The organism is Halopseudomonas xinjiangensis (assembly GCF_900104945.1).
GTDB classification, from domain to species: Bacteria; Pseudomonadota; Gammaproteobacteria; order Pseudomonadales; family Pseudomonadaceae; genus Halopseudomonas; species Halopseudomonas xinjiangensis.
This window is the reverse complement of the sequence record NZ_LT629736.1, coordinates 2,243,979-2,266,186: the sequence shown is the minus strand read 5'-3', so window position 1 is coordinate 2,266,186 and position 22,208 is coordinate 2,243,979. Positions and strand designations below refer to the sequence as shown.

Sequence of the window (22,208 nt, the reverse complement as noted above, 5' to 3'; positions counted from 1 at the left end):
GTCCGGCTTGGAAGGCAGCCGCGCATTATGCGCAATGGTGGCGCTGCGAAACAGATACAGTGATGCACGAAATGTGGCGGCGAGGCTTCGCGTGGCGGCGAAGTAAATTGACGTAACGGGCCGTGGATGGCACGCTTCTCAGGCTCTACCCGAAACACCAGTTTGTCTCATAACAATAACATTCGAGTCGGGAAACAAGGCATGGGCCAGACCTATGACATTTTGATCGCGGACGATCATCCGTTGTTTCGCAGCGCTCTGCGCCAGGCCCTGAGCGCCGGGCTGGACGCCACCATGGTGTTGACCGAGGCCGGCAGCATCAGCGAGCTGCAAGGGCTGCTCGATCAGCGCAGCGATTGGGATCTCGTGCTACTGGATCTGAATATGCCGGGTGCTTACGGCTTTTCGGGGCTGGTACTGATCCGCGGACAGTATCCACACATTCCGGTGGTAGTGATTTCAGCCCTGGAAGAGGCCGCGGTTTTCAAGCGGGCCCGCGATTTCGGCGCCAGCGGATTCATTCCCAAGTCCTCATCGCTGGAAGGCATTCAGCAAGCGGTGCGCGAGGTGCTCGAAGGCGGCGTCAGCTGGCCGAGCGAGGCCGACGAAGCAGGCCCGCTCTCGGATGACGAACAGGAAATCAGCGCGCAACTCGCCAGCCTCACGCCGCAGCAGTTCCGCGTACTGACGATGGTCTGCGATGGTCTGCTGAACAAGCAGATCGCCTATGAGCTGAGCGTGTCCGAGGCCACTGTCAAAGCTCACGTGACCGCGATCTTCCGCAAGCTGGGGGTGCGCACGCGTACGCAAGCAGCGCTTGCCCTGCAGCATATGGAGCTGGCGAGGGCGGTGCATTGATCAAGCAACCGGCCGAGCGAGTCGATTCGATGGAAAACCCTCACAAGGGCGTAACCGGAGTACGCCGAATCTGGCGCGCCATGGGTTATTCCTTCGATGGCCTGTTGGTGGCCTACCGTGGTGAAGCAGCCTTCCGGCAGCTGGTGTGGCTTGCCATGCTATTGGTTCCGTTGACCTTCGTTATGCCGATCACCCGGTTGGAAAGGGCGCTGCTGGTTGCTTGCGTGTTGTTTTCACTGGTTGTCGAATTGCTCAATTCCGCCATCGAGGCGGCCATCGATCGAATCTCCCTCGAGCGTCACCCGCTGTCCAAGGCGTCCAAGGACATGGGAAGCGCTGCGCAAATGATCAGCCTGATCATCATCGCCGTGGTCTGGGGCCTGGTGCTGGTCGGCTGATGTTCGACTTAGGTCTTAGCGCAGCTGGCTGGGCAAGCGCGCCGGCGTTTGCCAGACTGGCGCTTTAATTCTGGATGCTCGGGCTGAACATGACCCTTTCCGGCGGCCTGGTCGCCAGTGTCTTCATTCTTTACATGGCAGTCCTGTTCGCCATCGCCTTCTGGGGCGATCGCCGAACGACTGAGTTCAATCCGCGTCTGCGGGTCTGGATCTACAGCCTCTCGTTGGCCGTATGGTGTACCAGCTGGACGTTCTTCGGCGCCGTGGGAATGGCCTCGGGACAGCTGTGGGGTTTTTTGCCGATCTACCTGGGCCCGGTAATCCTGTTTCTGTTCGGCTGGCGGCTGTACGCACGCATGATCGCCATCAGCAAGCAGGAAAACATCACTTCGATCGCCGATTTCATCGCCTCGCGCTATGGCAAATCGCAAGCCCTCGCGGTTGCCGTCACCCTGTTGTGTCTGGTCAGCGTGCTGCCCTACATCGCTTTGCAGCTCAAGGGCATCGTTCTGGGCTACAGCCTGCTCAGCGCGCCGAGCGTCGCGCATGGGTTCCCCGCCGACCAGGCCAGCGGAGCGGAAGACACCGCGCTCATCGTTACGCTGGTGCTGGCGCTGTTTACCATTCTGTTTGGCACGCGCAGCCTGGATGCCACCGAGCACCACCGCGGCATGATGCTGGCGATCGCCTTCGAGTCGCTGGTCAAACTGCTGGCGTTTCTGGCCGTCGGCGCTTTCGTTACCTTCGGCCTGTTCGGCGGCTTCGCTGATCTGATCGAGCGGGCCAGAACCAGCTCGGAGCTGGCCGACTACTGGCAGCGGCAAACGCACCTGACCAGCCTGTTGTTCCAGACGTTCATCGCCGTGCTCGCGTTCCTCTGCCTGCCGCGCCAGTTCCAGGTGACGGTGGTCGAGAACAACGAGCCGGGAGATCTGCGCCTGGCCCGCTGGGTATTTCCTGCCTACCTGATCCTGGCCGGCCTGTTCGTCATCCCTATCAGTCTCGCCGGGCAGATGACGCTGGGTCCGGCCACTAGCGCCGATTCCTACGTCATCAGCATTCCGTTGCTTGAAGGCCATCCGATCCTGGCGCTGCTGGCCTTCATTGGTGGCGCATCGGCAGCCACGGGCATGGTCATCGTCGCGGCCATCGCGCTTAGCACCATGGTCTCCAACGATGTTGTGCTGCCTCTGTTGTTGCGCAGCAAGAACCGCCCCGAGCGTTCCTATGAAGAGTTCCGCGGTTGGCTGCTGAATGTGCGCCGCACCAGCATCCTGGTCATTCTGTTGCTGGCTTATGTGGTGTATCGGCTTATCGGCTCGGCTGGTAGCCTGGCCAATATCGGTCAGTTGGCGTTCGCTGCGATTGCGCAGTTGGCGCCGGCGATGTTCGGCGCCTTGTTCTGGAAGCAGGCGAATCGAACCGGGGTGTTCGCCGGGCTTGGCATCGGGATTACCCTGTGGGTGTACCTGTTGATTCTGCCGCTGATCGGTAACGGCATGGGCTGGAATCTGTATGGGTGGCCGGGCATCCAGGCCCTGCATTCGACTTCGTTCGGATTGCCGGTCGACCCGATCACCCTCGGCAGTCTGATTGCGCTGGCCTGTAACGCGGGGGTATTCGTGCTGGTATCGCAGGGGAGCCGCACCCGGGTACTGGAACACTGGCAGGCGGGCCGCTTCGTCAGCCACGACGGGCAACATGCCACAGACGGTCCGAGCCGGGCACTCCTGCGAGTGATGGTCGAAGACCTCCTGACGCTGGCTTCACGTTTCGTTGGTGAGGAACGCGCCCAATCCTCGTTTCACCGCTACGCCGAGGTCCAAGGCGCTACGTTCTCCAATACCCAGGTTGCCAACACCGGCTGGATCAGCCACACCGAGCGCCTGCTGGCGGGGGTGCTGGGAGCCTCTTCGGCACGTGTGGTGGTGAAAGCAGCCATTGAAGGGCGCGATATGCAGTTCGACGATGTCGTGCGTATCGTCGACGAGGCGTCAGAGGTTTTGCAGTTCAACCGCGGGCTGCTCCAGGGTGCCATTGAAAACATCACCCAGGGCATCAGTGTGGTCGACAAGGAACTGCGTCTGGTGGCCTGGAACCGGCGTTACCTCGACATGTTCGAGTATCCGGATGGTCTCATCGCTATCGGCCGTCCGGTGGCCGATATCATTCTTTGCAATGCTCAGCGCGGGCTCTGCGGACCGGGCGACCCGCAATCCCACGTCAACAAGCGCATCGGCTGGATGAAGCAGGGCACCGCCCATCGCTCCGAGCGGTTGTTCCCCAACGGACGCGTCATCGAGATCATCGGTAATCCGATGCCGGGCGGCGGTTTCGTCATGAGCTTCACCGACATCACCGCATTCCGTGAGGCCGAGCAGGCACTCAAGGAATCCAACGAGAGTCTCGAGCAGCGCGTTGCCGAGCGTACCCACGAGCTGTCTGAACTGAACCAGGCGCTGTTGCGGGCACAGGCGCAAACCGAGCGTACGGCGCAGTCCAAGAGTCGCTTTCTCACGGCGGTCAGCCATGACCTGATGCAACCGCTGAACGCCGCGCGGCTGTTTTCAGCTTCTCTGTCACATCAGCCGAACCTGCCGCCGGAAGCCGAAGAGCTGGTGCAGCATCTCGACACCTCGCTGCGATCAGCCGAAGACCTGATTTCAGACCTGCTGGATATCTCGCGCCTGGAAGCCGGCCGCATCAAGCCGGAATGGAGTGACTTCCCGCTCGAGGAACTGTTCGAGCCGCTGCGGGTGGAGTTCGGCGCGCTGGCCGGGGAGCAGAAAGTCGATCTGCGCGTTCACGGCTCGCGTATGCGGGTACGCAGCGATATGCGCCTGCTGCGACGAATTCTGCAGAACTTCCTCACCAACGCGTTTCGCTACGCCGGGCGCTCCAAAGTGCTGCTGGGCGTGCGGCGCGTCGACAACCGGGTGCGTATCGAGGTGTGGGACCAAGGCCCCGGAATTCCTCGGGACAAGCTGCAGGTCATTTTCGAGGAGTTTCAGCGTCTGGACAGTCATCGCACCCAAGCGGAGAAGGGGCTGGGTCTCGGGCTGGCGATCGCCGATGGACTGTGCCGCGTGTTGGGCCATGAATTGCAGGTGCGGTCCTGGCCTGGCCGCGGCTCGGTTTTCAGCGTCACGCTGCCGGTCGCGCAGTACGCGCAGCGACCGGCGACAAAGGCTGCCGCGCAGGCGGTTCCCGCTCTGGCCGGCGCGCAGATTCTCTGTATCGACAACGAACCCAACATCCTTACCGGCATGAACAGCCTGCTCGGCCGCTGGCAATGCCATGTCGCGACCGCACGTGATCGCAGCGATGTAGCCAGGCTGCTGGAACAGGGCTTCCGTCCGCAGTTGGTGCTGGTCGACTATCACCTCGATGGTGGCGATACGGGGACTGAATTGATGCAATGGCTGCGTGAGCAACAGGGCCATGACCTGCCGGGCGTCGTCATCAGCGCCGATGGCCGGAGCGAACTGATCACTCGGATTCGCCTGGCCGGGCTGGACTACCTTTCCAAACCGCTCAAGCCGGCTGCTTTGCGCGCGTTGATCAGCCGCTACGTCACGCTTCATTAGCGCTGTTACGCGGTAACTGTATCTTGCCCGGATAAACCCACGGCTGTTAGCGTGATCGGCCCTTTTCAGGTCAGAACGTCATGTCTTCCCGCCTCAGTCAGAGCCTTTCAGGCGCACGCGATACTTTGCCGATGCTGGTCGGTGCGCTGCCGTTCGGCATCATTTTCGGCACGCTGGCGACTTCGTCCGGGCTGTCGGTCGCGGCCACCCTGGCGATGTCGGCGCTGGTTTTCGCCGGCTCGGCGCAGTTCATCGCCATCGGCCTGATCGCGTCGGGCACCGGCCTGGTGGTGATCTTTCTCACTACGCTGATCGTCAACCTGCGGCACATGCTCTACAGCGCAAGCCTGCTGCCTTATGTGCGCCATCTACCGCAGCGCTGGCGCGTGCCCTTGGCCTTCTGGCTCACTGACGAGACCTTCGCGGTCGTGCACCGGCAATTCATACTTCATCCCGCAGCCGAGCAGCATCGGCACTGGTACTTCCTCGGATCCTGTCTGGCGATGTACAGCAACTGGGTCGCCTGTACCTTGATTGGAGTTTTGTTGGGGCATGCGCTGCCGGGCATGGCGGACTGGGGTCTGGACTTCGCCATGGTCGCCACCTTTATCGGCATAGTGGTACCAGCGCTGCGAACCCGGCCGATGCTCGTCGCCGCCCTTGTCGCCGGCGCGGTGGCGCTCGCCGGCCACGGTTTGCCGTACAAGCTCGGACTGATGTTGGCGGCGTTGTCGGGCGTGGTAGCGGGAATGTTGGCTGCGAAGCTAGCGGGCAGCGCCACTGATGCGCAGGGGGCGCCAGATGAGCGGATATGAATGGGTGCTTGTAACGGGTATGGCGCTGATTACTTTCGCCATTCGCTACGGGTTGTTCGCGGTCGGCCACCGGGTACGCTTCAATCCCTGGCTCAGCCAGGCACTGACCTACGTGCCGGTGGCGGTATTGACCGCGATCATCATCCCGGCGATGTTCATGCCCGACGGGCACACGCTGCAACTCTCGTTGGACAACGCGTACCTGATGGGCGGCCTGGTAGCCATAGCGATTGCCGCCAAATGGCGAAATCTGCTGGCTACCATCGCAGGCGGCATGGCGTTTTTCTTCCTGTGGCGCTGGTTGCGCGGATGACTACCAGATCCAGGCACGCTTGCTGTGGATGGCTACCGCCATCAAGCTCGCGGCCGCAATCGAGATGAGCACGGTGAAACCCAGCACGGTCGTTCCGAAGCCCAACTGATCGCTGACGAAGCCTACGCTCAGCACAACCGTGGCCATGGTCAGGTACGCCATCAGATAAAACGCGGAGATGATGCTGCCACGTTCTCCGGGCGGCGCGACATTGCTGATCGACGCTACCGCTACGACACCTGTGCATCCGGCGCCGACCGCGGTGCCCAGCGTGGCGAGCGCGAACAGCCAGGGCGAGCTGGTCAGTACCGCACCGGCCATCGCCATCAGGCCGAAAATCAGCATGCTGGGCCCGGCGATCAGTAACCGGTTGACCGGCTGGCGCTGGCAGGCGAATTGCGTCATTCCGGCAGCCAACTGCCAGGCTGCAGCGAACAGACCGGCGATCGCCCGATCGTCGATACCGACCAGATAGCGCGCAAGCGAGGGTCCGAGCGAGGCGTAAAGACTTCCAGTCGACCACGCCAGGCAGATCGCTGCGGCGCAGAAGATGAACGCGCCGAGCAGTTCGCGTGGGACCTTGACCGTTGTCGGTCGCCAGGCGCGCAGACTGAAGCCCTCCATGCGCTGGCCAACGCCGGCTGGCCAGGGCGCGGTCAGCATGAGCATGATCGAGCCTGCACTGAGCAGAATGACCACGAAGAAGGGCCAGATATCGGCGCCCGGCCCGAAGCGCAGCGCTAATGAGCTGACCGTAGGCCCGGCAAACGCACCCAGCGTGAAGAAAAGTGCTGACAGCGTCGCCGCGCGGGTCCAGTTGCCATTCGGTTCTAGTTCCACCAGGGCGGCAGACGCCGCGCCAGTGACGATCCCGGTACCGACGCCGGTCAACACCCGCGCCACACCCAGGCCGACAATGCCGTCTGCGAGCAGGAAGGCCACGCCGCCGGCAAGAATGAACAGCAATCCTGGCACCATCATCTGCCGTCGGCCTAGCTTGTCCGATAGCGCGCCGAGCGTCAGCAGCGTGCTAACCACGCCCAGCACGTATATCGAGAATACGCCGGTCAATGCCGCCGAGGAGAATCCCCAGCGAGCCTGCCATACGGAATAAAGCGGAGTGGGTAGATTGCTGGCAAAGATGGTCGTGAATATCGCCATCAGCGCCGCCGACATGGCCATGGCGCGAGAGGGGGTTGCGGTGTGCTGGGCCGTGTCGCCGGGCATTGTCGGTACGCCTCGCTTAAGTTGCGCCCATTATTGCAGAGCGCAGCCTTGAGTGCGCCCCCGTCACAGCGGTTTTTGACCAGCCTCGCGGTTCATGTCTGCCGCTAGATCGGCAAGCGAAAGCTGGTAATCCGGATCGATCGCCCGGCGCCATAGATCGTTGAGCCGCGAGTAGTCTGCTTCAGGTACCGGCCAGTGCTCGGTATGGCTGATGAGGTCAGTGCCACCGTGTGCGGTCTGTGTGGCCAGTGCGAAGCGAAATGGGTGATAGCCAGTCATGCCCAGACGCAGATCGGTCACCACCCAATGTCCGTCGACGAAGTCGTACCGCAGAACCTCCTGGGTAAACCAGCGCAGGCGGTCGTGTTGCGGCGAACCTTCAAGCGCCGCCTGCCCAGTCGCAGCATTACGTGGGAAGCGCTCCAGATCCGGTGGAGTCTGATCCAGCCAGCTAACCAGTCCCTCGTAATAGTCATCGTCATCGATTGCGACCACACGCCATAGGAGTGTGTTGAAAGGCGTCGGCGAACTGAAGGTCTGGTCGGCTTCGATACCGGCCTGTTCCAAGGCCTGATCGAGGCGCTGTTCAGCCATGTGTTTTCCGGCAAGCGTGCTCAGCAGGTAAAGGGTGCTCACCGCCAACGCACCGTATTGCCAGCGCAAGCCGAACCGGCCGAGACCGATGATCAGACCGGCAATGACGGCAATCAACAGCGGTACGGTATACAGCGGATCGATAATGAAAATGCTTGAGATCGCCACGGGTGGCGTCGGTAACGGCCAGAACAGCTGAGTGCCGTAGGTGGTGAAAGCATCCAGCGTCACGTGTGTCAGTAGTACCAGCGCGATGCAGGCGAACAGGCGTCCGGTACTGTATCGAGGATCCGGAAACAGACGCCGGGTAAGCCAGGTGAGCAACACCGCCAGCGTGCTCAGCACGAAGACCGAATGGCTGAAGCCGCGATGGTAGGTCATGTCGGCGACGGCATCGCCGAAATCGATGAGGACGTCCATGTCCGGGAGAGTGCCAAGCAGGGCGCCATACACCAGCGCCTTTCGCCCCTGGAACCGGCCTAGCACCGCGCCTTGAACCGAAGCTCCCAGAACCGCCTGCGTTAACGAATCCATGTATCTCTCCAAGTCGGATGCCAAAGCATACCGAAGCGGCAGGAGGTTGAGGCGCCGTTTTCGCTACGATTCGTTTCGACGACGGGGGCTGGGCTCAGAGGCTGTGCTGCTTGTCGATCTCGATGGACTGATCGAGCAGCTCCAGAAGGGCCGTGCGGCTCTTGCGCTTGGTATTGCGATGCGCGCCCATGTTCAACTTGGTCAGCGCCTGAGCAGCCGCAGCGACCTCCTGCTCGAACTGTTCCGGGGCAACCACCTTGTCGAGGAAGCCGGCCGTCACGGCATCAGCCGGATCGAACATCTCAGCGTTGATTACCGACCGATTGAAAGCAGAAGGCGTCAGGCGCGCCCGGGCGAGCTCGATACCGACATGGTGCATGGTCATGCCGATGGCGACTTCGTTCAGGCCGATCTTGAAGGGCCCCTCGACCCCGATGCGGTAATCGGCGGACAGCAACAGGAAAGCGCCCTTGGCGACGGCGTGGCCGGTGCAGGCGACGACAACTGGGTAGGGGTGGGCGAGCATGCGACGGGCGAGGGTCGATCCGGCGGCAACCAGGCTCTTGGCCGAATCAGCGCTGGCGGTCATTACTTTCAGATCGTAGCCACCGGATAGAATGCCGGGCTTGCCCGACAGCACGACTACAGCCTTGTCCTGTTCGGCCTGGTCCAGCGCCTTGTTCAGCGCGACGACTACGTCAGGAGATACAGCGTTGACCTTGCCATTATCCAGCCCGAGATAGGCCACGCCATCGGCCAGACGATAGGAAACCAGTTCGCTCATGGGAAACTCCTTGTTGATGATCGCGCCGGGAGGCTGCAATCAGAAGAGTGTACCAACTAAAAAATGACCGGCGAGTGCTGCGCTCCAAGCAGCTGTAGCCAAACAATAAATCGCCTGAAAAGCGTTTGCCAAAGCTGCCCATTTTCGGTACATTGGCGCGCCTTGGAGCAGGCCATGCCTGCCACCCAGGTTCCGGAGAGATGTCCGAGTGGCTGAAGGAGCACGCCTGGAAAGTGTGTATACGTTAATAGCGTATCGAGGGTTCGAATCCCTCTCTCTCCGCCAGATAAAGAAAAAGGCTCTTGCGCAAGCAAGGGCCTTTTTCTTTATCTAGGGGAAATCTGAGTGAGAACCCTAACGGTTCGACCGAAGCCAGCGAAGCTGGCGCAGGAACGCCAGAGCGCAGCGACGGCGGCCCCCGAAGGGGGTGAGGTGCGCAGCGCCGAATAATCCCCCTCTCTCCGAAATATTTCGTTGTTAATCAAAATACCCCGCGTGCTGAAAATGGTGATTGGGACGTTTTTTTCTTCCGTTTCGGCGTGTTAGCCATCCGGTCGGTGTCTGCCGCGATTGCCCCCTACGGTTAGTAACCGATCCACAGCGATTACCTAAGCCTGCAGCTTGCTTCCCAAGATCGGAAATGTGCATTGAATGTACAGCGTCCGTTTAGACCACTCGCGGGCTGGCACCGTCCGCTTTCGGCCATAAGCAGCCGCTCGCTAGCTCTCTCTCTCTGCACGACTCGACTAGAGAGTCTACAGACCTGCTCTAGCAGGAAGTCAGCCGACCTTCTCACGCCTGTCGCTTGACCATTTTCTCCCGCCAGCGATCCCAGGGAGGAGAGGGCGAGACTGTCTCGAACAGGTATTCCATAAACGCCTGTACCTTGAGGGTGCTGAGCCGTCGTTCTCGGGTTAACACATAAAGTTCGCGGCGGCCGGGCATGACCTCGCATCGCCATGGCTGGAGCACTTCCACCAGAGCACCCCTGGCCAGTTCCGCGGCGACCAGCCATGTCGGAAACAAGATCAGCCCCTGGCCGAGGACCGCCGCTCTCAACAAGCTTTCGGCGTCGTTGCTGGCGAGACTGCCGTCTACCTCGTAAGCAACTTCCGCCGTGCTGCCCCGCTGGAAGTACCATCGCTGGCGGCCGAGTTCGCCCTGATAAATCAAGCAGTCGTGCTCCGAAAGTGCCTCGGGCGTCTCCGGTGTTCCCCGCCTTGCCAGGTAGTCGGGCGACGCAGCCACGACATAATTCATCGGCGCAAGCCGACGTGCCACCAGCGACGAGTCGGATAAATTACCGACCCGGAAGGTCATGTCATGACCTTCGCGCACCGGATCGACCACTCGATCATTCAAAAACAGTTCAGCCTTGATGCCGGGGTAGCGCTGCTGGAAGTGATAGAGCAAAGGCACGATTTGGTGCTGACCGAAGGCCGCCGGGGCATTGATGCGCAGCACACCGCTGGGCTCCGCGTGTGGCTGACTTAGCGCCTCGGTCGCCATGTCGAGACGTTCGAGAATGTCGCGTACTTCTTCGTAGTACCGTCTGCCCGCTTCCGTCAAAGTGACCGCACGCGTATGCCGGTAGAGGAGCGGTTGCCCAACCGAGTCCTCCAACGCTCGAATCTGACGCGAGATTGACGACACGGCACGACGGAAGTGGCGCGCGGCGGCAGTAAAGCTGCCGGTGGCAGCGACGCGCTCGAATACCAGCAAGGCGTTAAGGTCCATCGGGTTGGGTCTCGTTATGGTTGCGTCTTGCGCAATAAAGATTTGCGATGCTTTCGATTGTAGCAACAGGTTCTGTCTACCAGACTGCATTCATCGATCTGGCGTGACGCCGGGTTTTCCGAATCTTCAAGAAAGGGCTCGATCATGCGTAAAGGTACAGCGCTCGTCGTCGGCGCCACCGGTATCACCGGTGGCAACCTGGCTACTCATCTGGTTGCGAGTGGGTGGACGGTCTATGGTCTGTCACGCCGGGCCACTGAGCAGAGCGGGGTGATCCCCGTCGCGGTCGACCTGCTCGACAAGCAGGCCGCGGAGCAGGCGCTAGCGGGTTTACCCATCACCCATGTCTTCTATTGCAGCTGGGTTCGGCGCGAGAACGAGAAAGCCAACGTCGAAGCCAACAGCACAATGATGCGCAACCTGTTCGAGGCGATCGATAGCGACAACTTGAAGCATGCCTCGCTAGTGACAGGCACTAAACAATATCTCGGTTCGTTTGAAGCCTACGGCAGCGGGCGTATCGAGACCCCGTTCAGGGAGTCCGAGCCACGCGTACCAGGTGATAACTTCTACTACGCGCAGGAAGACGTGCTGTTCGATGCCGCCAAGCGTTACAACTTTGCCTGGAACGTGCACCGCCCGCATACGGTGATCGGATACGCCCGTGGCAATGTCATGAACATGGGCACGACACTGGCGGTTTATGCGTCGATCTGCAAAGCGACCGGGCAGCCGTTCGTGTTCCCAGGCTCACAGACGCAGTGGCATGCGCTGACTGACATGACCGATGCACTGGTGCTGGCGCGGCAGATGGAGTGGGCCGCGACCACGCCGGGCGCAGAGAATCAGGCGTTCAACACCGTAAACGGAGACGTTTTCCGCTGGCGTCGCATGTGGCGCGAGATTGGCGAATATTTCGGTCTGCAGGTCGCAGACTGCCCCGAGACGCCGCAGCCGCTGGAGCAGCGGATGGCGGATGCAGGGTCTGTGTGGCGTGAGATTGCTCAGAAGCATGACTTGGCGGAGCCGGACGTCGAAAAACTGGCTTCCTGGTGGCATACCGACGCCGATCTGGGTCGTGAGCAGGAATGCGTTAACGACATCACCAAGTCCCGCGACTTTGGTTTCGACCATTTCCGCGAGACGCGGGGCGCTTTTTTTGACCTGTTCGATCGCCTGCGAGCCGAGAAAATCATCCCCTGAGCTAGACGGCCCCGTAGCGAGTCTGAGCATTAAGGGCGGGCCGTTCTGATTGCATATTCGACGCTGCGGGCATCCTTGCCGTCTCGTAGCAGCCGCCCGAAGGGTCTTTACTCGGGCGTTACCGAGGGCTCTACAGCAGCGCTATGAGCGTCAAGGTCGGTCGGATCGATACTTGTTCCTGGCGCAGGTTGCCACGAGGTGGCGAGGAACGCTATCGCGAGCGTCAGCATGGCGATGCAGGTCGAGCGCATGAGGAGTACCGCTCCCGCAGAGGTCACGTCGTTTTCGCCATGCGGCCGTACGGATCGGTGGCGTAGTTCTCCCGCCGAATGCCATAGATAGCCAGCAAGGACTACCATCGCTATGACAGTTAAGGTGACCAACATGCGTCCTCCTTCCTGAGTCAGATCAGGTTTCGAAAAGTCGCCGAAGCGAAGCAACCTGAAAAAAAGGCTTACCTGCTATTCGATAGCTTTTTTTCGATTCAGTTCTACGCCTGTGAAATCAAAGACTAAAGTGGCCCCATCGCTGGATAGCCACCGTGCTGCGCGCACGTCGGCAAAGCGGTCAACAGAACACCACGTCTCTTTCAGCTATGCGAGGCTGGGACTGATCATGTGGCTTGGCCGGATTCCGGCCTTGGGAATCTCCAGGGTAAACGCACTACCCTGATGAGGGCCGTCACTGGCGACGGCTATGCTGCCTCCATGAAGCTCGACCAACTGTTTGACCAAGGCCAGGCCGATACCGAGGCCACCGTGCGCATGCTCAAGATGATCCTCGACTTGCTCGAACATGCGAAATATCGCGGCTGACGCCTCTTGCGTCAGCCCCAGGCCGTTGTCAGCAACGGTCACCCGAACAGCACCGAAAGTATCTTCGATCGTCAGCTCGATGCGTCCGCCCCGCGGAGTGTATTTGGCCGAGTTGTTGAGCAGATTGCCGATGCATTGCGTAATGCGCAGCTTGTCGGCCACTAGCTCGATGGGGTGATCGGTTAGATGGATGACCAATGCGTGGTCTTGCTCGTCGATCGCCGGCCTGGCCATCTCGACTGCCGCCAGCGCGGCATCACGCAAGTCGAACACAGCCGTGCGTAGTTCGATTTTGCCTTGAGTGATGCGTGATGCATCGAGGAGATCATCAACCAGCCGCAAGAGATGAGTCATCTGCTCCTGCATGAGGCCGCTGATGCGAGCAGCTTTGGGTTCGTCCGGCTTGCGCAGAAGCAGCTCCAGTCCGCTACGCAGTGCAGCCAGGGGGTTGCGAAGCTCGTGCGCCAGTACCGCGAGAAATTCGTCCTTGCGCTTGTCGGCGAGCTGAAGGGCCTCTGCCTGGGCCTGAAGCAGATCACGCTGCTCGGCGATCATTTGTCGTTGACGGTATATCTCGAAAAAGACCTCGGTCTTGCTGCGCAGGATATCGGGTTCGATCGGCTTCTGAATGAAGTCGACTGCGCCGGCTTCGTAACCCTGGAACCGGCGCTCGGCGCTATGGGTTCCGGCGGTAACGAAGATGATCGGAATCCGCCTTGTCCGTTCGTTGCCGCGCATCAGTTCGGCAAGTTCGAAGCCGTTGAGTCCGGGCATCTGCACATCAATCAACGCCAGCGCCACATCGTGCTCGAGGAGCAATTCCAGCGCTTCGTCTCCGGACTTAGCCATCAGTAACACAAGATTGTCGCGGCGAAGAAGCGCCTGCAGCGACAGGAGGTTTTCGGGCAGGTCATCGACCAGCAGAAATTTGACCGGCGTCGTCATTCCGAAATACTCCACAGGTAAGCGGACATGTCGGCAAGCGTCATCACCTGAGCCCCTGGACATAGCGCTGTCGCGGCTTCGGGCATGGCCCTGGCATAGGCAGTATCAGGATTCTGAACGATGGTGGTGCCACCGGCTTGTGCAATGGCCTTAAGCCCCCGGGCTCCGTCCTGATTGGCGCCGGTCAGGATGATGCCGATCAGCCCGTCGCCCCAGACATCGGCAGCGCTTTCCAGCGTTACGTCGATGGAGGGTCTGGAAAACAGCACCGCTTCCTCGTTGGAGAGTGCGATGGTCAGCTTGTCTTCGAGCAGCATATGGTAATCGGGCGGGGCGAAGTATATGACGCCAGGCTCGACCGGTTCCTTGTCTTCCGCCTCTATCGCGCGCAGCCGGCACTTTGCACTAAAGATGTCGGCCAGCACGCTGGGCTTGTCCGCCGGTACATGGACGACGACGAATATCGGGAGCGGAAACGTGGCAGGAAGTGCCGGCAATAGAACCGACAGCGCCTCGAGTGCGCCCGCCGAGGCTCCGATAACCACAGCACGCCTGGCCGGAACGGTCATGAATCAGTCCTTTGGTAGATTTTCTCTTTGCGCACGAAATCGCGAAAGGCGTCGGCGTGTCGGGAGAACCTCAGGCTTTCCTTGGAACCGAGTCCCAGGAAGCCGTGGCGTAGCAGGGAATCCTTGAACAAGCCTACTGCACGGTCCTGCAGAGCGCGGTCGAAATAGATCATGACGTTGCGGCAGGACACGAAATGCATTTCCCCGAATACCTGATCGGTAACCAGACTATGGTCTGAAAACACAACGTTGCGACGCAGACTCTTGTCCAGGATGCAGCGGTTGTAATTGCTGTGGTAATAGTCGGACAGCGAAGTCTTGCCGCCGGCTTGTCGGTAGTTTTCGGAAAACAGACGAACCCGCTCCGCATCGTAGATGCCTGCTGTGGCCTGTTCCAGCGCTTCCGGATTGATATCGGTGGCATAGAACAGCGTTCGCTCTTCCAGGCCTTCCTCACGAAAGAGAATGACCAGAGAGTACAGTTCCTCGCCGGTGCTGCAACCTGCGATCCAGACTTTCAGGGAAGGGTAGGTACGCAGATGCGGTACCACCGTCTCCCGAATGGCCAGGAAGTAGCTCGGATCGCGAAACATCTCGCTGACCTGCACTGTCAGGTAGCGCAGCATCTGCGGCAACATGTCGGGGTCATGCAGGACGCGTTCCTGCATGGCAGAAACGGTCGCGAACCCGAGATTTTCCCTGGCCTGGCGCAGCCTGCGCCTGACCGATGACATGGCGTAGCTGCGGAAGTCATAGTGATAGCGATGGTACAAGGCCTCGAGCAGAAGACGGATCTCGATGTCCTCGACCTTTTCAAAGGTGTCGGTCATTGTGGCATCCACACCCGGACCAGCGACAACAGCTTCTCGACATCAAGCGGCTTGGCCATGTAGTCATTGGCGCCTGCTTCAATGCACCGCCGTTGATCGTCGGGCATGGCTTTCGCTGTCAGCGCGATGACCGGCAGTTTCTTCCAGTTCGGGTCCTTGCGGATATGCCGGGTTGCGGTCAGCCCGTCCATGACCGGCATCATCACGTCCATCAACACGAGATCGATGCGACTGTCAGGTTCGCTGCGCGACTGCTCCAGTTTCTGTAGTGCCTCTTCCCCATTGCGTGCGATCTCGATGATCGCCCCTCGGGGCTCGAGGATGTTGGTCAGCGCGTAGATATTTCGCACATCATCTTCCACGATCAGAATGCGCCGTCCTTCTAGCAGTGCGTCGCGGTTACGCGCCTTGCGAATCATTTTCTGCTGTTCGTCTGGCAGTTCGGATACCACCTGGTGAAGAAACAGAGTTACTTCATCCAGAAGCCGCTCGGGCGACTTGGCGCCCTTGATGATGATGGACTTGGAATAGCCGCGCAGCATTTGCTCTTCTTCGCGCGTGAGGACGCGACCGGTGTAGACGATCACCGGTGGGAAGGAGTGCGCAGCGTCCCCGCTTATTCTTTCCAGAAGCTCGAAGCCCGATGCGTCCGGAAGAGACAAGTCGAGCACCATACAGTCGAACGTCTGCTCCTTGAGCAGCGCCAGGCACTCGGCGGCCGTCCCTGCGCCAACAGTCTCCACGTCATGAGAGCCGATCAGGTTGCTGACCGCCTCTCGCTGCACCTCGTTGTCTTCCACGATCAGGACGCGCCGCAGGTTCTGCGAGACTTTCGCTTCGAGGGACCTCAGCACGTCAACCAGCTGGTCGCGCTGCACTGGCTTCAACGCATAACCGATGGCCCCCATGGACAGTGCACGTTCCGAATAGTCCTCTGCGGAGATGATGTGAATCGGGATGTGGCGCGTCCGGACATCGCGCTTGAGCCGGTCCAGGACCGACAGCCCGGACTGATCAGGCAGGCCTACGTCCAGCACGATGGCACTGGGCAGGCATTGCCGGGCAAGCTCCAATGCTTCCTGCGCGGTTTCCGCTACCAGTGCCTGGAAATTCGATTCTCGCGCGAGATCGCGCAGGATCATGGCGAAGGACCGGTCATCCTCGACGATCAACAATCGGCGCGCAGTGTCATCGGGCTGAAGGCGATCATCATCCACGGCGGTCGGTTCTTGCGACCGAGACGGCGCAGGGGCAGGTCTTGGCGAGACGGAAGGAGGCGGGGGTGCCGTTTGGACCTCAAGGACGGTTGAGCGCACCGCTGCGCCGTCGTACTGCTCTGGAATGACCACGGTGAAGGTGCTGCCGGATCCCGGGCGGCTTTTCAGATGAATGGTGCCACCCAGCAGCCGGACCACCTCACGTGAGATGGACAGGCCGAGACCCGTGCCGCCGAACTTGCGGCTGATGGTGCTATCGGCCTGGTGGAAGGCCTCGAAAATCCGCGCCTGTTGCTCCTCGGCGATACCGATGCCTGTATCGGTTACCGAAAGGGAAATTTGCTTGTCGCCCAGTGCACGCAGGCCCAAGGTAACGCTGCCCGCATCGGTGAACTTGATGGCGTTGGCGATGAGATTTTTGAGCACCTGCTCCAAACGCTGCGGATCGGTTTCGATGACAGGCGGAACATCAGAGGAGACGTGGACCGAGAACGCTAGACCCTTGTCGCGAGCAACCGGGTCGAACAGATGACGAAGCGAGTTGACCATGCGCTCAAGCGACACCGATTCGGGCCGGATTTCCACGTGACCCGCCTCGATTTTCGACAGATCGAGGATATCGTTGATGAGATTCAGCAGGTCATTGCCGGACGATTGAATGGTCTGGGCGTACTTCACCTGCTCGGGGGTGAGGTTGTCCTCTAAATTGTCCGCGAGCAATTTGGCGAGGATCAGCGAAGAGTTGAGCGGGGTGCGCAGCTCATGCGACATATTTGCAAGGAAGTCCGATTTGTACCGGCTTGCCTGCTCCACCTCGCGCGCCTTCAACTGGATCGCCGTATTCGCCTTTTCCAGCTCATCGCGCTGGCACTCCAACTCCTGCGCCTGTTCCTCCAGCTGCGAATTGGTCTGTTCCAGCTCGACCTGCTGTTGCTCCAGACGTGACTGGGATTCTTTGAGGGCGCGGCCCTGTTCCTCCAGCTCCTCATTGGACACGCGCAATTCTTCGCTTTGAACCTGCATCTCTTCCGCCTGGCGCTGCGTCTCGGAAAGAAGCGTCCGCAACTGGGTACGGAACTCGGCAGACCTTATCGATGCGGCGATCGTATTCGAGCAGTGTTCGAGCAGGGAAAGAATGTGGTCGCCCACCGGGTTCAGAAAGCCGAGCTCCAGCACGGCTTTCACCTCGCCATCCTGAAGCGCCGGTGCAAGTGCCAGGAACCGCGGCGACTGCTGGCCGAGACTGGAACCGAAGGCGATATACCCCTCTGGCAGCTCTCCCACGGTGACCGGCCGGTGATCCTCCAGCACGTGGGCGAAAAGACCGTCTTTCCCGTCGAAATCGCGCGGAATAGTGACGTCGGCGGGCACTCCACGGCTGGCTAGAAGCGCGTACCGCCCATTTTCCTTCATATAAAGGGTGCCAGCGACAGCGCCAAGATGATTGGTGAGGTAGCCGAGGATGTTCTGGCCCAGCTCGTGTGTGGACTGTTCGCCCATCACCACTGAACCGAGGCCGACTTGTGCGGCTTGCAGCCATTGCTCCCGCCGCCGCGCCAACGTGGCCCTGCGTATGAGCGCGGCGATAAGGATGGTCAGGGCAATGCCAAGCGTGCCGGACAACGCACTGGTGATGAACGCGACGGTATAGGCTTTCTTCATGGCCTCGACGCGCTGCGCTCGGAGCTGGCTTTCCTGTTCGCGAAGCTGACCAATCGCGTCGCGGATAGCGTCCATCTCTGCCTTGCCGCGCTCCAGATTGGCGTTAGCGATGGCTGCGGCCTGGCCTTCCCTGAGGTAGATGCCAAGGATTAATTCCAGCTCCTGGAATCGTGTGGTGATGTAGCCTTCAAGCTCTTCGAAACGCCAGTCTTGAACCTCGTTGCGAGCAAGTAGCGCCTCGACGCGCTGCATGCGCTTGTGTATCTGGGCAACCGCTCGGTTGTACGGTTCGAGATAACGCTCATCGCCGGTAAGCAGGAAGCCGCGCTGGCCCGTCTCGGCGTCCTGGACATCCACCAACAGACGGTCGATGGCCACGATCACGCTATGCGTCCGGGCGACCCGTTCATTGCTCGTTTTCAAGTGCTGAAGGGTGTAGACCGCGACCACCGTGCTCAGGATGAAGAACAGGAAGACGATTGCCAGACCCGCAGCGACTTTGGGATCCAGGCCAAGCTTGCCCTTGTTGCTGATGCTCGCGCTTTTTCTATGCATTTAACCCACGCGTATCGAATTCAGCGACACCGGGCAAAGTCCATGGCAACCGTAGATGGACTATTTGGTGCTCCCAATGCGCTGTGAATTAGTTGGCTGAAATCTGAGCTTGAAAAGCAGCGGTCGAGCGCCTCGCTTGACGGCCGCTCGGGAGTTTACCACCAAATGTATCGGGCACATCGAAGCGGGGGTGACTGCAGGGCTGGGGCCCGGTCATTCTCCGGCTGCGTACCGCCTGGGCTGGAGCCGCGGAGGGCTGCAGGCAGGGCCCCTGAAGCTGTTGTCGCGCCCAATCAAAGCTGTATCCAAAGGGTCGTGCCGGTTAACACCAGCCAGAACGTTGCACAGCCGGACGGCGCGAGCTTGGCGTATAGCATGGCCCGCTCCTGATCCTCGATTCGCTCTTCGCGCCTAGAAAGAAGCGGATTTCGGTCGCGCGCCAAATCCCGAGGAGACAATTTGCCGATGATTGCCAGTTGCTTGCCTTGCCAGTGCAGGACCGTCTCACTGGCTGCTCTGATGCTCGGCCAGGCGTGCATGCAGCAGGCCATTGCGAAGAGACCAAGCGCTGCAGGAGTGATCAGAGTGAAGGTGTCTGCCCAGCGCGGATTCTCGTTCAGCATCGAAAGGCCGTAGGTGATCGTCAGGCATGACTGGATAGCGAGGAATGCTGCGACCTTCTGAAACAACACGTCCAGCGCTTGCTGGCCTTCCTTGCGAAAGAACTCCAGACAATCCCTCGGCGAGCCGAGTGCGTCCTGCTCCGGAACCGGTTTTTTCGTTTCATTGAAAATGGCGACCATCTGAAAGTCCCGGCGAATTTTGGTGCATGTCCTCAGCGGGATGAAAGTCTCCGTTTGGCGTCGAGCGGGTCAGATTGTTCCATGCTGCCTGGCGTGGTGCTGCCCCGGTCCGGGACCCTCACGCGATTGGTCTCACCCCGGTGCCTCGGAACAGGATCAGGTTGAAGCTGTCCCAGCTTCGAGCCTTCAGCGTCCTGCATGGCGCAGCGCTGCCAGCGTCACGAGATATCCCGAATCAGCTCTGCCAACCATGGGAGGCATCATGGCCTACGATATATCGCACGATTCAGACAACAGCGAGTTCTACCTTCAGAGCGAAGAAGGGAGAGCTCATCTTGCCTATAGGCAGATGGGTGAGGATACGCTGGACCTCTACCACACCTCGGTGCCGGAAACACTGCAAGGCGAAGGTATCGCCGCAGCGCTGACCGAACGAGCGCTCAGTTTTGCAGAGGAAAAAGGCTACAAGGTGGTGCCTTCGTGCCCCTACGTGCAGAAGTACATGAGCGAACACGGTCTGAGCTAGGTGCCCCGACCGGTTTGGCCGTCACTCGCGAGTAAGGGCCCGGGCGCCATGGGGCGCGCCCGATCCTTGCGTGATCCGAGCAAGCGCCCCGATTGGCTCCGTTAGTTGCGCAAACTACGCGGTGATGCAGGAGCGCACCATCCCGCTCAGCCCAGCTTGGCAGAGTAAAGCTTCTCGTAATACTCCCGAGCCATGCGATCGGAATCGAAAGCCGGCGTCACATCCCGCATGCTGGCCATGGCGATCTCGTTCCAGCGCTGCGGCTCGTCGTAATACAGCGGGATGATCCGGTCTTCAAAGATCGACATCAGATTCTGATAATCCGCCTCGTTCTGCTCATGCTCGCTCAGCTTCGGCTCGGTAACCGGGATGATGAAGCTGTTTTCACCGTCTTTGGCAAACTCAGGAATCCAGCCATCATTGATCGAGAAGTTCACTGCACCATTCATGGCAGCGGTCATCCCGCTGGTGCCCGACGCTTCCCGTGGCCGCACGGGCGTGTTCAGCCAGACATCCGCGCCTTGCTTGAGCTGGCGCGATAGCTCGATTTCGTACCCGGTCAACACGGCTATGTTGCGCTTCTTGCGAGACAGTCGTACCAGCCCGTTGAATACGCTGATGGCATCGTGATCGAACGGGAACGGTTTGCCGGCCCAGATGATCTGCACTGGGCGATCGGTGCGCTCGATCAGGTTCAGAAAGCGATGAAAATCATGCAACAACAGGGTGGCGCGCTTGTAGTGCGCAAAACGGCGGGCCCAGACGATGGTCAGCACGTCCCGATTGAACAGTTTGCCGGTCTGATCAGCGACGATGCGGAACAGATCGTCTTTCATTTCTTTCTTACGCGTAATCAGCCGCTTGGGGTCGTTGCGATCGAGAGCCTGACGCAGCTTCTTGTCCTGCCAGAACAAGGCATTCTGTGAATTGGTGATCGCCTCGATGGAGCAGATGCCATCATTGCCTTCCCACATCTGGTTCGCCACCGCCCCGTGTAACCGGGATACCCCGTTACATGCATGGGAAACGCGCAGCGCTGCCAGCGTATGACTGAACAGGTGCTCGTGAATGCCGGTGAGGTTCACTTCCTGCTCATGGTTGAGCGCACCGAAGAAACCCATGCGCTTCAGGAACGAGGTCTCATGCTCTTCGTTACCGGCTTTCTCGGGTGTATGCGTGGTGAAGACGATGCGCTTGCGCACTTCGCTTGCCTCACCCAGGCGATCCATCAGATGAAAGGCCAGGGGCAGGGCATGCGCTTCATTCATATGGTATAGCTCAGCGCCGCCCATTGCTTCGACCACCTTGGCTCCGCCCAGGCCCAGTACGATGCTCTGGGCTATGCGTGCGGAAGGTTCGACGTCATACAGGCAGTGGGTGATGGTGCGCGCCAGATGATCGTTTTCCGGGATGTCGGTGGTGAGCAGATAGAGCGGCGCGCTGCCGAATGTCTGTGCCGGGAGACACAATGCCTTCACTTTCACATCGTGACCATTGACCTGCACCGTGACGGTGATGCCCGGGTCGGTCAGGAACGGATAGTACTTCTTGGTGAAATCCACGCGCAGGGTCTGGTCCGCATTGCGCGCCTGATCGTAATAGCCGTACTTCCACAGTATGCCGACGCCGATCACGTTCTGACGCAGCTGATAAGCACTGCGCATGTGCGATCCGGCCAGAAAGCCCAGGCCGCCTGAGTAGATTTTCAGCGCCTGATCGATGGCAAATTCCATGGAAAAATAGGCAACCTTGCGCGCATACGCAGGGTTGACGCGATAGGGCAGGGGCCAGTTGGTGGTATCCGTCATGTCTTGCTCCATTGTCCACCGGCAGGGAGGGTCGGGTGGCGCTGTCGAGCTGACCATTCTCGTTTTCGCGCAGGCTTTTGCAACGTCTCGCGACGAACGGCATCGGGGGAAGGGAACTTTTCAAAAGCGCACCAAAAACGGGAGTCTGCTCCTCCGGCGCACAGTTCTGGTTCGTTTGGGCAAGCGCGCCGAAACGACCTTTATACACATTCCTGCGGTTCTTTGGCTGTCTCTGGATTTTATAAAAGACCTTAATATTCAGTCGCATAAGGTGATCTGGTAATCGACAGTCGGCCGACTTGAGGCGTATTGGCACAGCCGTTGCTTATTCATACGCAAGATCTGCGTGATGCTTCGCAGGTGTCCCTCGGTCAACGGCGACCAATAAAGGGACCAGCAACATCGGCGACGCTGCCTGATGGTGCTGA

At 60.0% G+C, this 22,208-nt stretch carries 17 protein-coding genes and 1 tRNA gene; 8 read left to right on the top strand and 10 right to left on the bottom strand.

What is annotated here, in order from left to right; all coding sequences use genetic code 11:
• Positions 1-201 precede the first annotated feature (201 nt).
• The 5 genes from BLT85_RS10440 (at position 202) to BLT85_RS10420 (ending at position 5,971) form a co-directional block, all read left to right on the top strand.
• Positions 202-858 carry a response regulator transcription factor gene (locus BLT85_RS10440; RefSeq protein WP_093394260.1) on the top strand — a complete coding sequence of 219 codons (657 nt, stop codon included), beginning with the start codon at positions 202-204 and terminating at the stop codon, positions 856-858.
• 29 nt (positions 859-887) lie between these two features.
• The gene (locus BLT85_RS10435; RefSeq protein WP_093397643.1) at positions 888-1,256 is read left to right on the top strand and encodes a diacylglycerol kinase; all 369 of its coding nucleotides are present in this window, start codon (positions 888-890) and stop codon (positions 1,254-1,256) included.
• An 89-nt stretch (positions 1,257-1,345) separates the two neighbouring features.
• Entirely contained in the window at positions 1,346-4,843 is a 3,498-nt protein-coding gene (locus tag BLT85_RS10430; RefSeq protein WP_093397640.1) for a hybrid sensor histidine kinase/response regulator, read from the top strand.
• Between the two features lie 80 nt (positions 4,844-4,923).
• Positions 4,924-5,658 carry an AzlC family ABC transporter permease gene (locus tag BLT85_RS10425; RefSeq protein ID WP_093394257.1) on the top strand — a complete coding sequence of 245 codons (735 nt, stop codon included), beginning with the start codon at positions 4,924-4,926 and terminating at the stop codon, positions 5,656-5,658.
• Positions 5,645-5,971, top strand: coding sequence for an AzlD domain-containing protein (locus tag BLT85_RS10420; protein WP_093394254.1), 327 nt, complete (start codon positions 5,645-5,647; stop codon positions 5,969-5,971). Before BLT85_RS10425 ends, BLT85_RS10420 begins: the two co-directional genes overlap by 14 nt.
• Here the strand turns inward: BLT85_RS10420 and BLT85_RS10415 are convergent, their stop codons facing one another.
• The 3 genes from BLT85_RS10415 to BLT85_RS10405 form a co-directional block, all read right to left on the bottom strand.
• Complete coding sequence (locus BLT85_RS10415) at positions 5,972-7,198, bottom strand: MFS transporter (RefSeq protein WP_093394251.1); 1,227 nt, start codon at positions 7,196-7,198, stop codon at positions 5,972-5,974.
• Between the two features lie 63 nt (positions 7,199-7,261).
• The gene (locus BLT85_RS10410; RefSeq protein WP_093394248.1) at positions 7,262-8,326 is read right to left on the bottom strand and encodes a metal-dependent hydrolase; all 1,065 of its coding nucleotides are present in this window, start codon (positions 8,324-8,326) and stop codon (positions 7,262-7,264) included.
• Between the two features lie 94 nt (positions 8,327-8,420).
• On the bottom strand, positions 8,421-9,110 hold the full coding sequence (locus BLT85_RS10405; protein WP_093394246.1) for a crotonase/enoyl-CoA hydratase family protein: 690 nt from the start codon (positions 9,108-9,110) through the stop codon (positions 8,421-8,423).
• A gap of 194 nt (positions 9,111-9,304) precedes the next feature.
• On the opposite strand from BLT85_RS10405, the gene BLT85_RS10400 reads away from it, so the two are divergent.
• Positions 9,305-9,395 (top strand) — tRNA-Ser (locus BLT85_RS10400).
• A 507-nt stretch (positions 9,396-9,902) separates the two neighbouring features.
• Here the strand turns inward: BLT85_RS10400 and BLT85_RS10395 are convergent.
• Entirely contained in the window at positions 9,903-10,832 is a 930-nt protein-coding gene (locus tag BLT85_RS10395) for a LysR family transcriptional regulator (protein ID WP_231701463.1), read from the bottom strand.
• 159 nt (positions 10,833-10,991) lie between these two features.
• On the opposite strand from BLT85_RS10395, the gene BLT85_RS10390 reads away from it, so the two are divergent.
• Positions 10,992-12,050, top strand: coding sequence for an SDR family oxidoreductase (locus tag BLT85_RS10390; protein WP_093394240.1), 1,059 nt, complete (start codon positions 10,992-10,994; stop codon positions 12,048-12,050).
• Between the two features lie 593 nt (positions 12,051-12,643).
• Here BLT85_RS10390 and BLT85_RS10380 read toward each other — a convergent pair.
• The 5 genes from BLT85_RS10380 to BLT85_RS10360 form a co-directional block, all read right to left on the bottom strand.
• Complete coding sequence (locus BLT85_RS10380) at positions 12,644-13,810, bottom strand: hybrid sensor histidine kinase/response regulator (protein WP_093394234.1); 1,167 nt, start codon at positions 13,808-13,810, stop codon at positions 12,644-12,646.
• Positions 13,807-14,379, bottom strand: a complete 573-nt coding sequence (locus BLT85_RS10375) for a chemotaxis protein CheB (protein ID WP_093394231.1) — start codon at positions 14,377-14,379, stop codon at positions 13,807-13,809. The genes BLT85_RS10380 and BLT85_RS10375 overlap by 4 nt, the downstream gene beginning before the upstream one ends.
• Entirely contained in the window at positions 14,376-15,209 is an 834-nt protein-coding gene (locus tag BLT85_RS10370) for a CheR family methyltransferase (protein ID WP_093394228.1), read from the bottom strand. Before BLT85_RS10370 ends, BLT85_RS10375 begins: the two co-directional genes overlap by 4 nt.
• On the bottom strand, positions 15,206-18,643 hold the full coding sequence (locus BLT85_RS10365) for a response regulator (protein ID WP_093394226.1): 3,438 nt from the start codon (positions 18,641-18,643) through the stop codon (positions 15,206-15,208). Before BLT85_RS10365 ends, BLT85_RS10370 begins: the two co-directional genes overlap by 4 nt.
• A gap of 293 nt (positions 18,644-18,936) precedes the next feature.
• On the bottom strand, positions 18,937-19,446 hold the full coding sequence (locus BLT85_RS10360) for a hypothetical protein (RefSeq protein ID WP_093394223.1): 510 nt from the start codon (positions 19,444-19,446) through the stop codon (positions 18,937-18,939).
• Between the two features lie 262 nt (positions 19,447-19,708).
• On the opposite strand from BLT85_RS10360, the gene BLT85_RS10355 reads away from it, so the two are divergent.
• Positions 19,709-19,972 (top strand): GNAT family N-acetyltransferase, encoded by a 264-nt coding sequence (locus BLT85_RS10355; RefSeq protein WP_093397638.1) that lies wholly within the window; start codon positions 19,709-19,711, stop codon positions 19,970-19,972.
• A gap of 146 nt (positions 19,973-20,118) precedes the next feature.
• On the opposite strand, the gene glgP is transcribed toward BLT85_RS10355, so the two are convergent.
• Positions 20,119-21,780, bottom strand: coding sequence for an alpha-glucan family phosphorylase (glgP, locus tag BLT85_RS10350; protein ID WP_197673844.1), 1,662 nt, complete (start codon positions 21,778-21,780; stop codon positions 20,119-20,121).
• Positions 21,781-22,208: the final 428 nt, after the last annotated feature.

Excerpts from the sequence above, each read along its gene's own strand:
- BLT85_RS10440 (WP_093394260.1), top strand. The coding sequence starts at position 202 with ATGGGCCAGACCTATGACATTTTGATCGCGGACGATCATCCGTTGTTT.
- BLT85_RS10435 (WP_093397643.1), top strand. The coding sequence starts at position 888 with ATGGAAAACCCTCACAAGGGCGTAACCGGAGTACGCCGAATCTGGCGC.
- BLT85_RS10430 (WP_093397640.1), top strand. The coding sequence starts at position 1,346 with ATGACCCTTTCCGGCGGCCTGGTCGCCAGTGTCTTCATTCTTTACATG.
- BLT85_RS10425 (WP_093394257.1), top strand. The coding sequence starts at position 4,924 with ATGTCTTCCCGCCTCAGTCAGAGCCTTTCAGGCGCACGCGATACTTTG.
- BLT85_RS10420 (WP_093394254.1), top strand. The coding sequence starts at position 5,645 with ATGAGCGGATATGAATGGGTGCTTGTAACGGGTATGGCGCTGATTACT.
- BLT85_RS10415 (WP_093394251.1), bottom strand. The coding sequence starts at position 7,198 with ATGCCCGGCGACACGGCCCAGCACACCGCAACCCCCTCTCGCGCCATG.
- BLT85_RS10410 (WP_093394248.1), bottom strand. The coding sequence starts at position 8,326 with ATGGATTCGTTAACGCAGGCGGTTCTGGGAGCTTCGGTTCAAGGCGCG.
- BLT85_RS10405 (WP_093394246.1), bottom strand. The coding sequence starts at position 9,110 with ATGAGCGAACTGGTTTCCTATCGTCTGGCCGATGGCGTGGCCTATCTC.
- BLT85_RS10390 (WP_093394240.1), top strand. The coding sequence starts at position 10,992 with ATGCGTAAAGGTACAGCGCTCGTCGTCGGCGCCACCGGTATCACCGGT.
- BLT85_RS10380 (WP_093394234.1), bottom strand. The coding sequence starts at position 13,810 with ATGACGACGCCGGTCAAATTTCTGCTGGTCGATGACCTGCCCGAAAAC.
- BLT85_RS10375 (WP_093394231.1), bottom strand. The coding sequence starts at position 14,379 with ATGACCGTTCCGGCCAGGCGTGCTGTGGTTATCGGAGCCTCGGCGGGC.
- BLT85_RS10370 (WP_093394228.1), bottom strand. The coding sequence starts at position 15,209 with ATGACCGACACCTTTGAAAAGGTCGAGGACATCGAGATCCGTCTTCTG.
- BLT85_RS10365 (WP_093394226.1), bottom strand. The coding sequence starts at position 18,643 with ATGCATAGAAAAAGCGCGAGCATCAGCAACAAGGGCAAGCTTGGCCTG.
- BLT85_RS10360 (WP_093394223.1), bottom strand. The coding sequence starts at position 19,446 with ATGGTCGCCATTTTCAATGAAACGAAAAAACCGGTTCCGGAGCAGGAC.
- BLT85_RS10355 (WP_093397638.1), top strand. The coding sequence starts at position 19,709 with ATGGCCTACGATATATCGCACGATTCAGACAACAGCGAGTTCTACCTT.
- glgP (WP_197673844.1), bottom strand. The coding sequence starts at position 21,780 with ATGACGGATACCACCAACTGGCCCCTGCCCTATCGCGTCAACCCTGCG.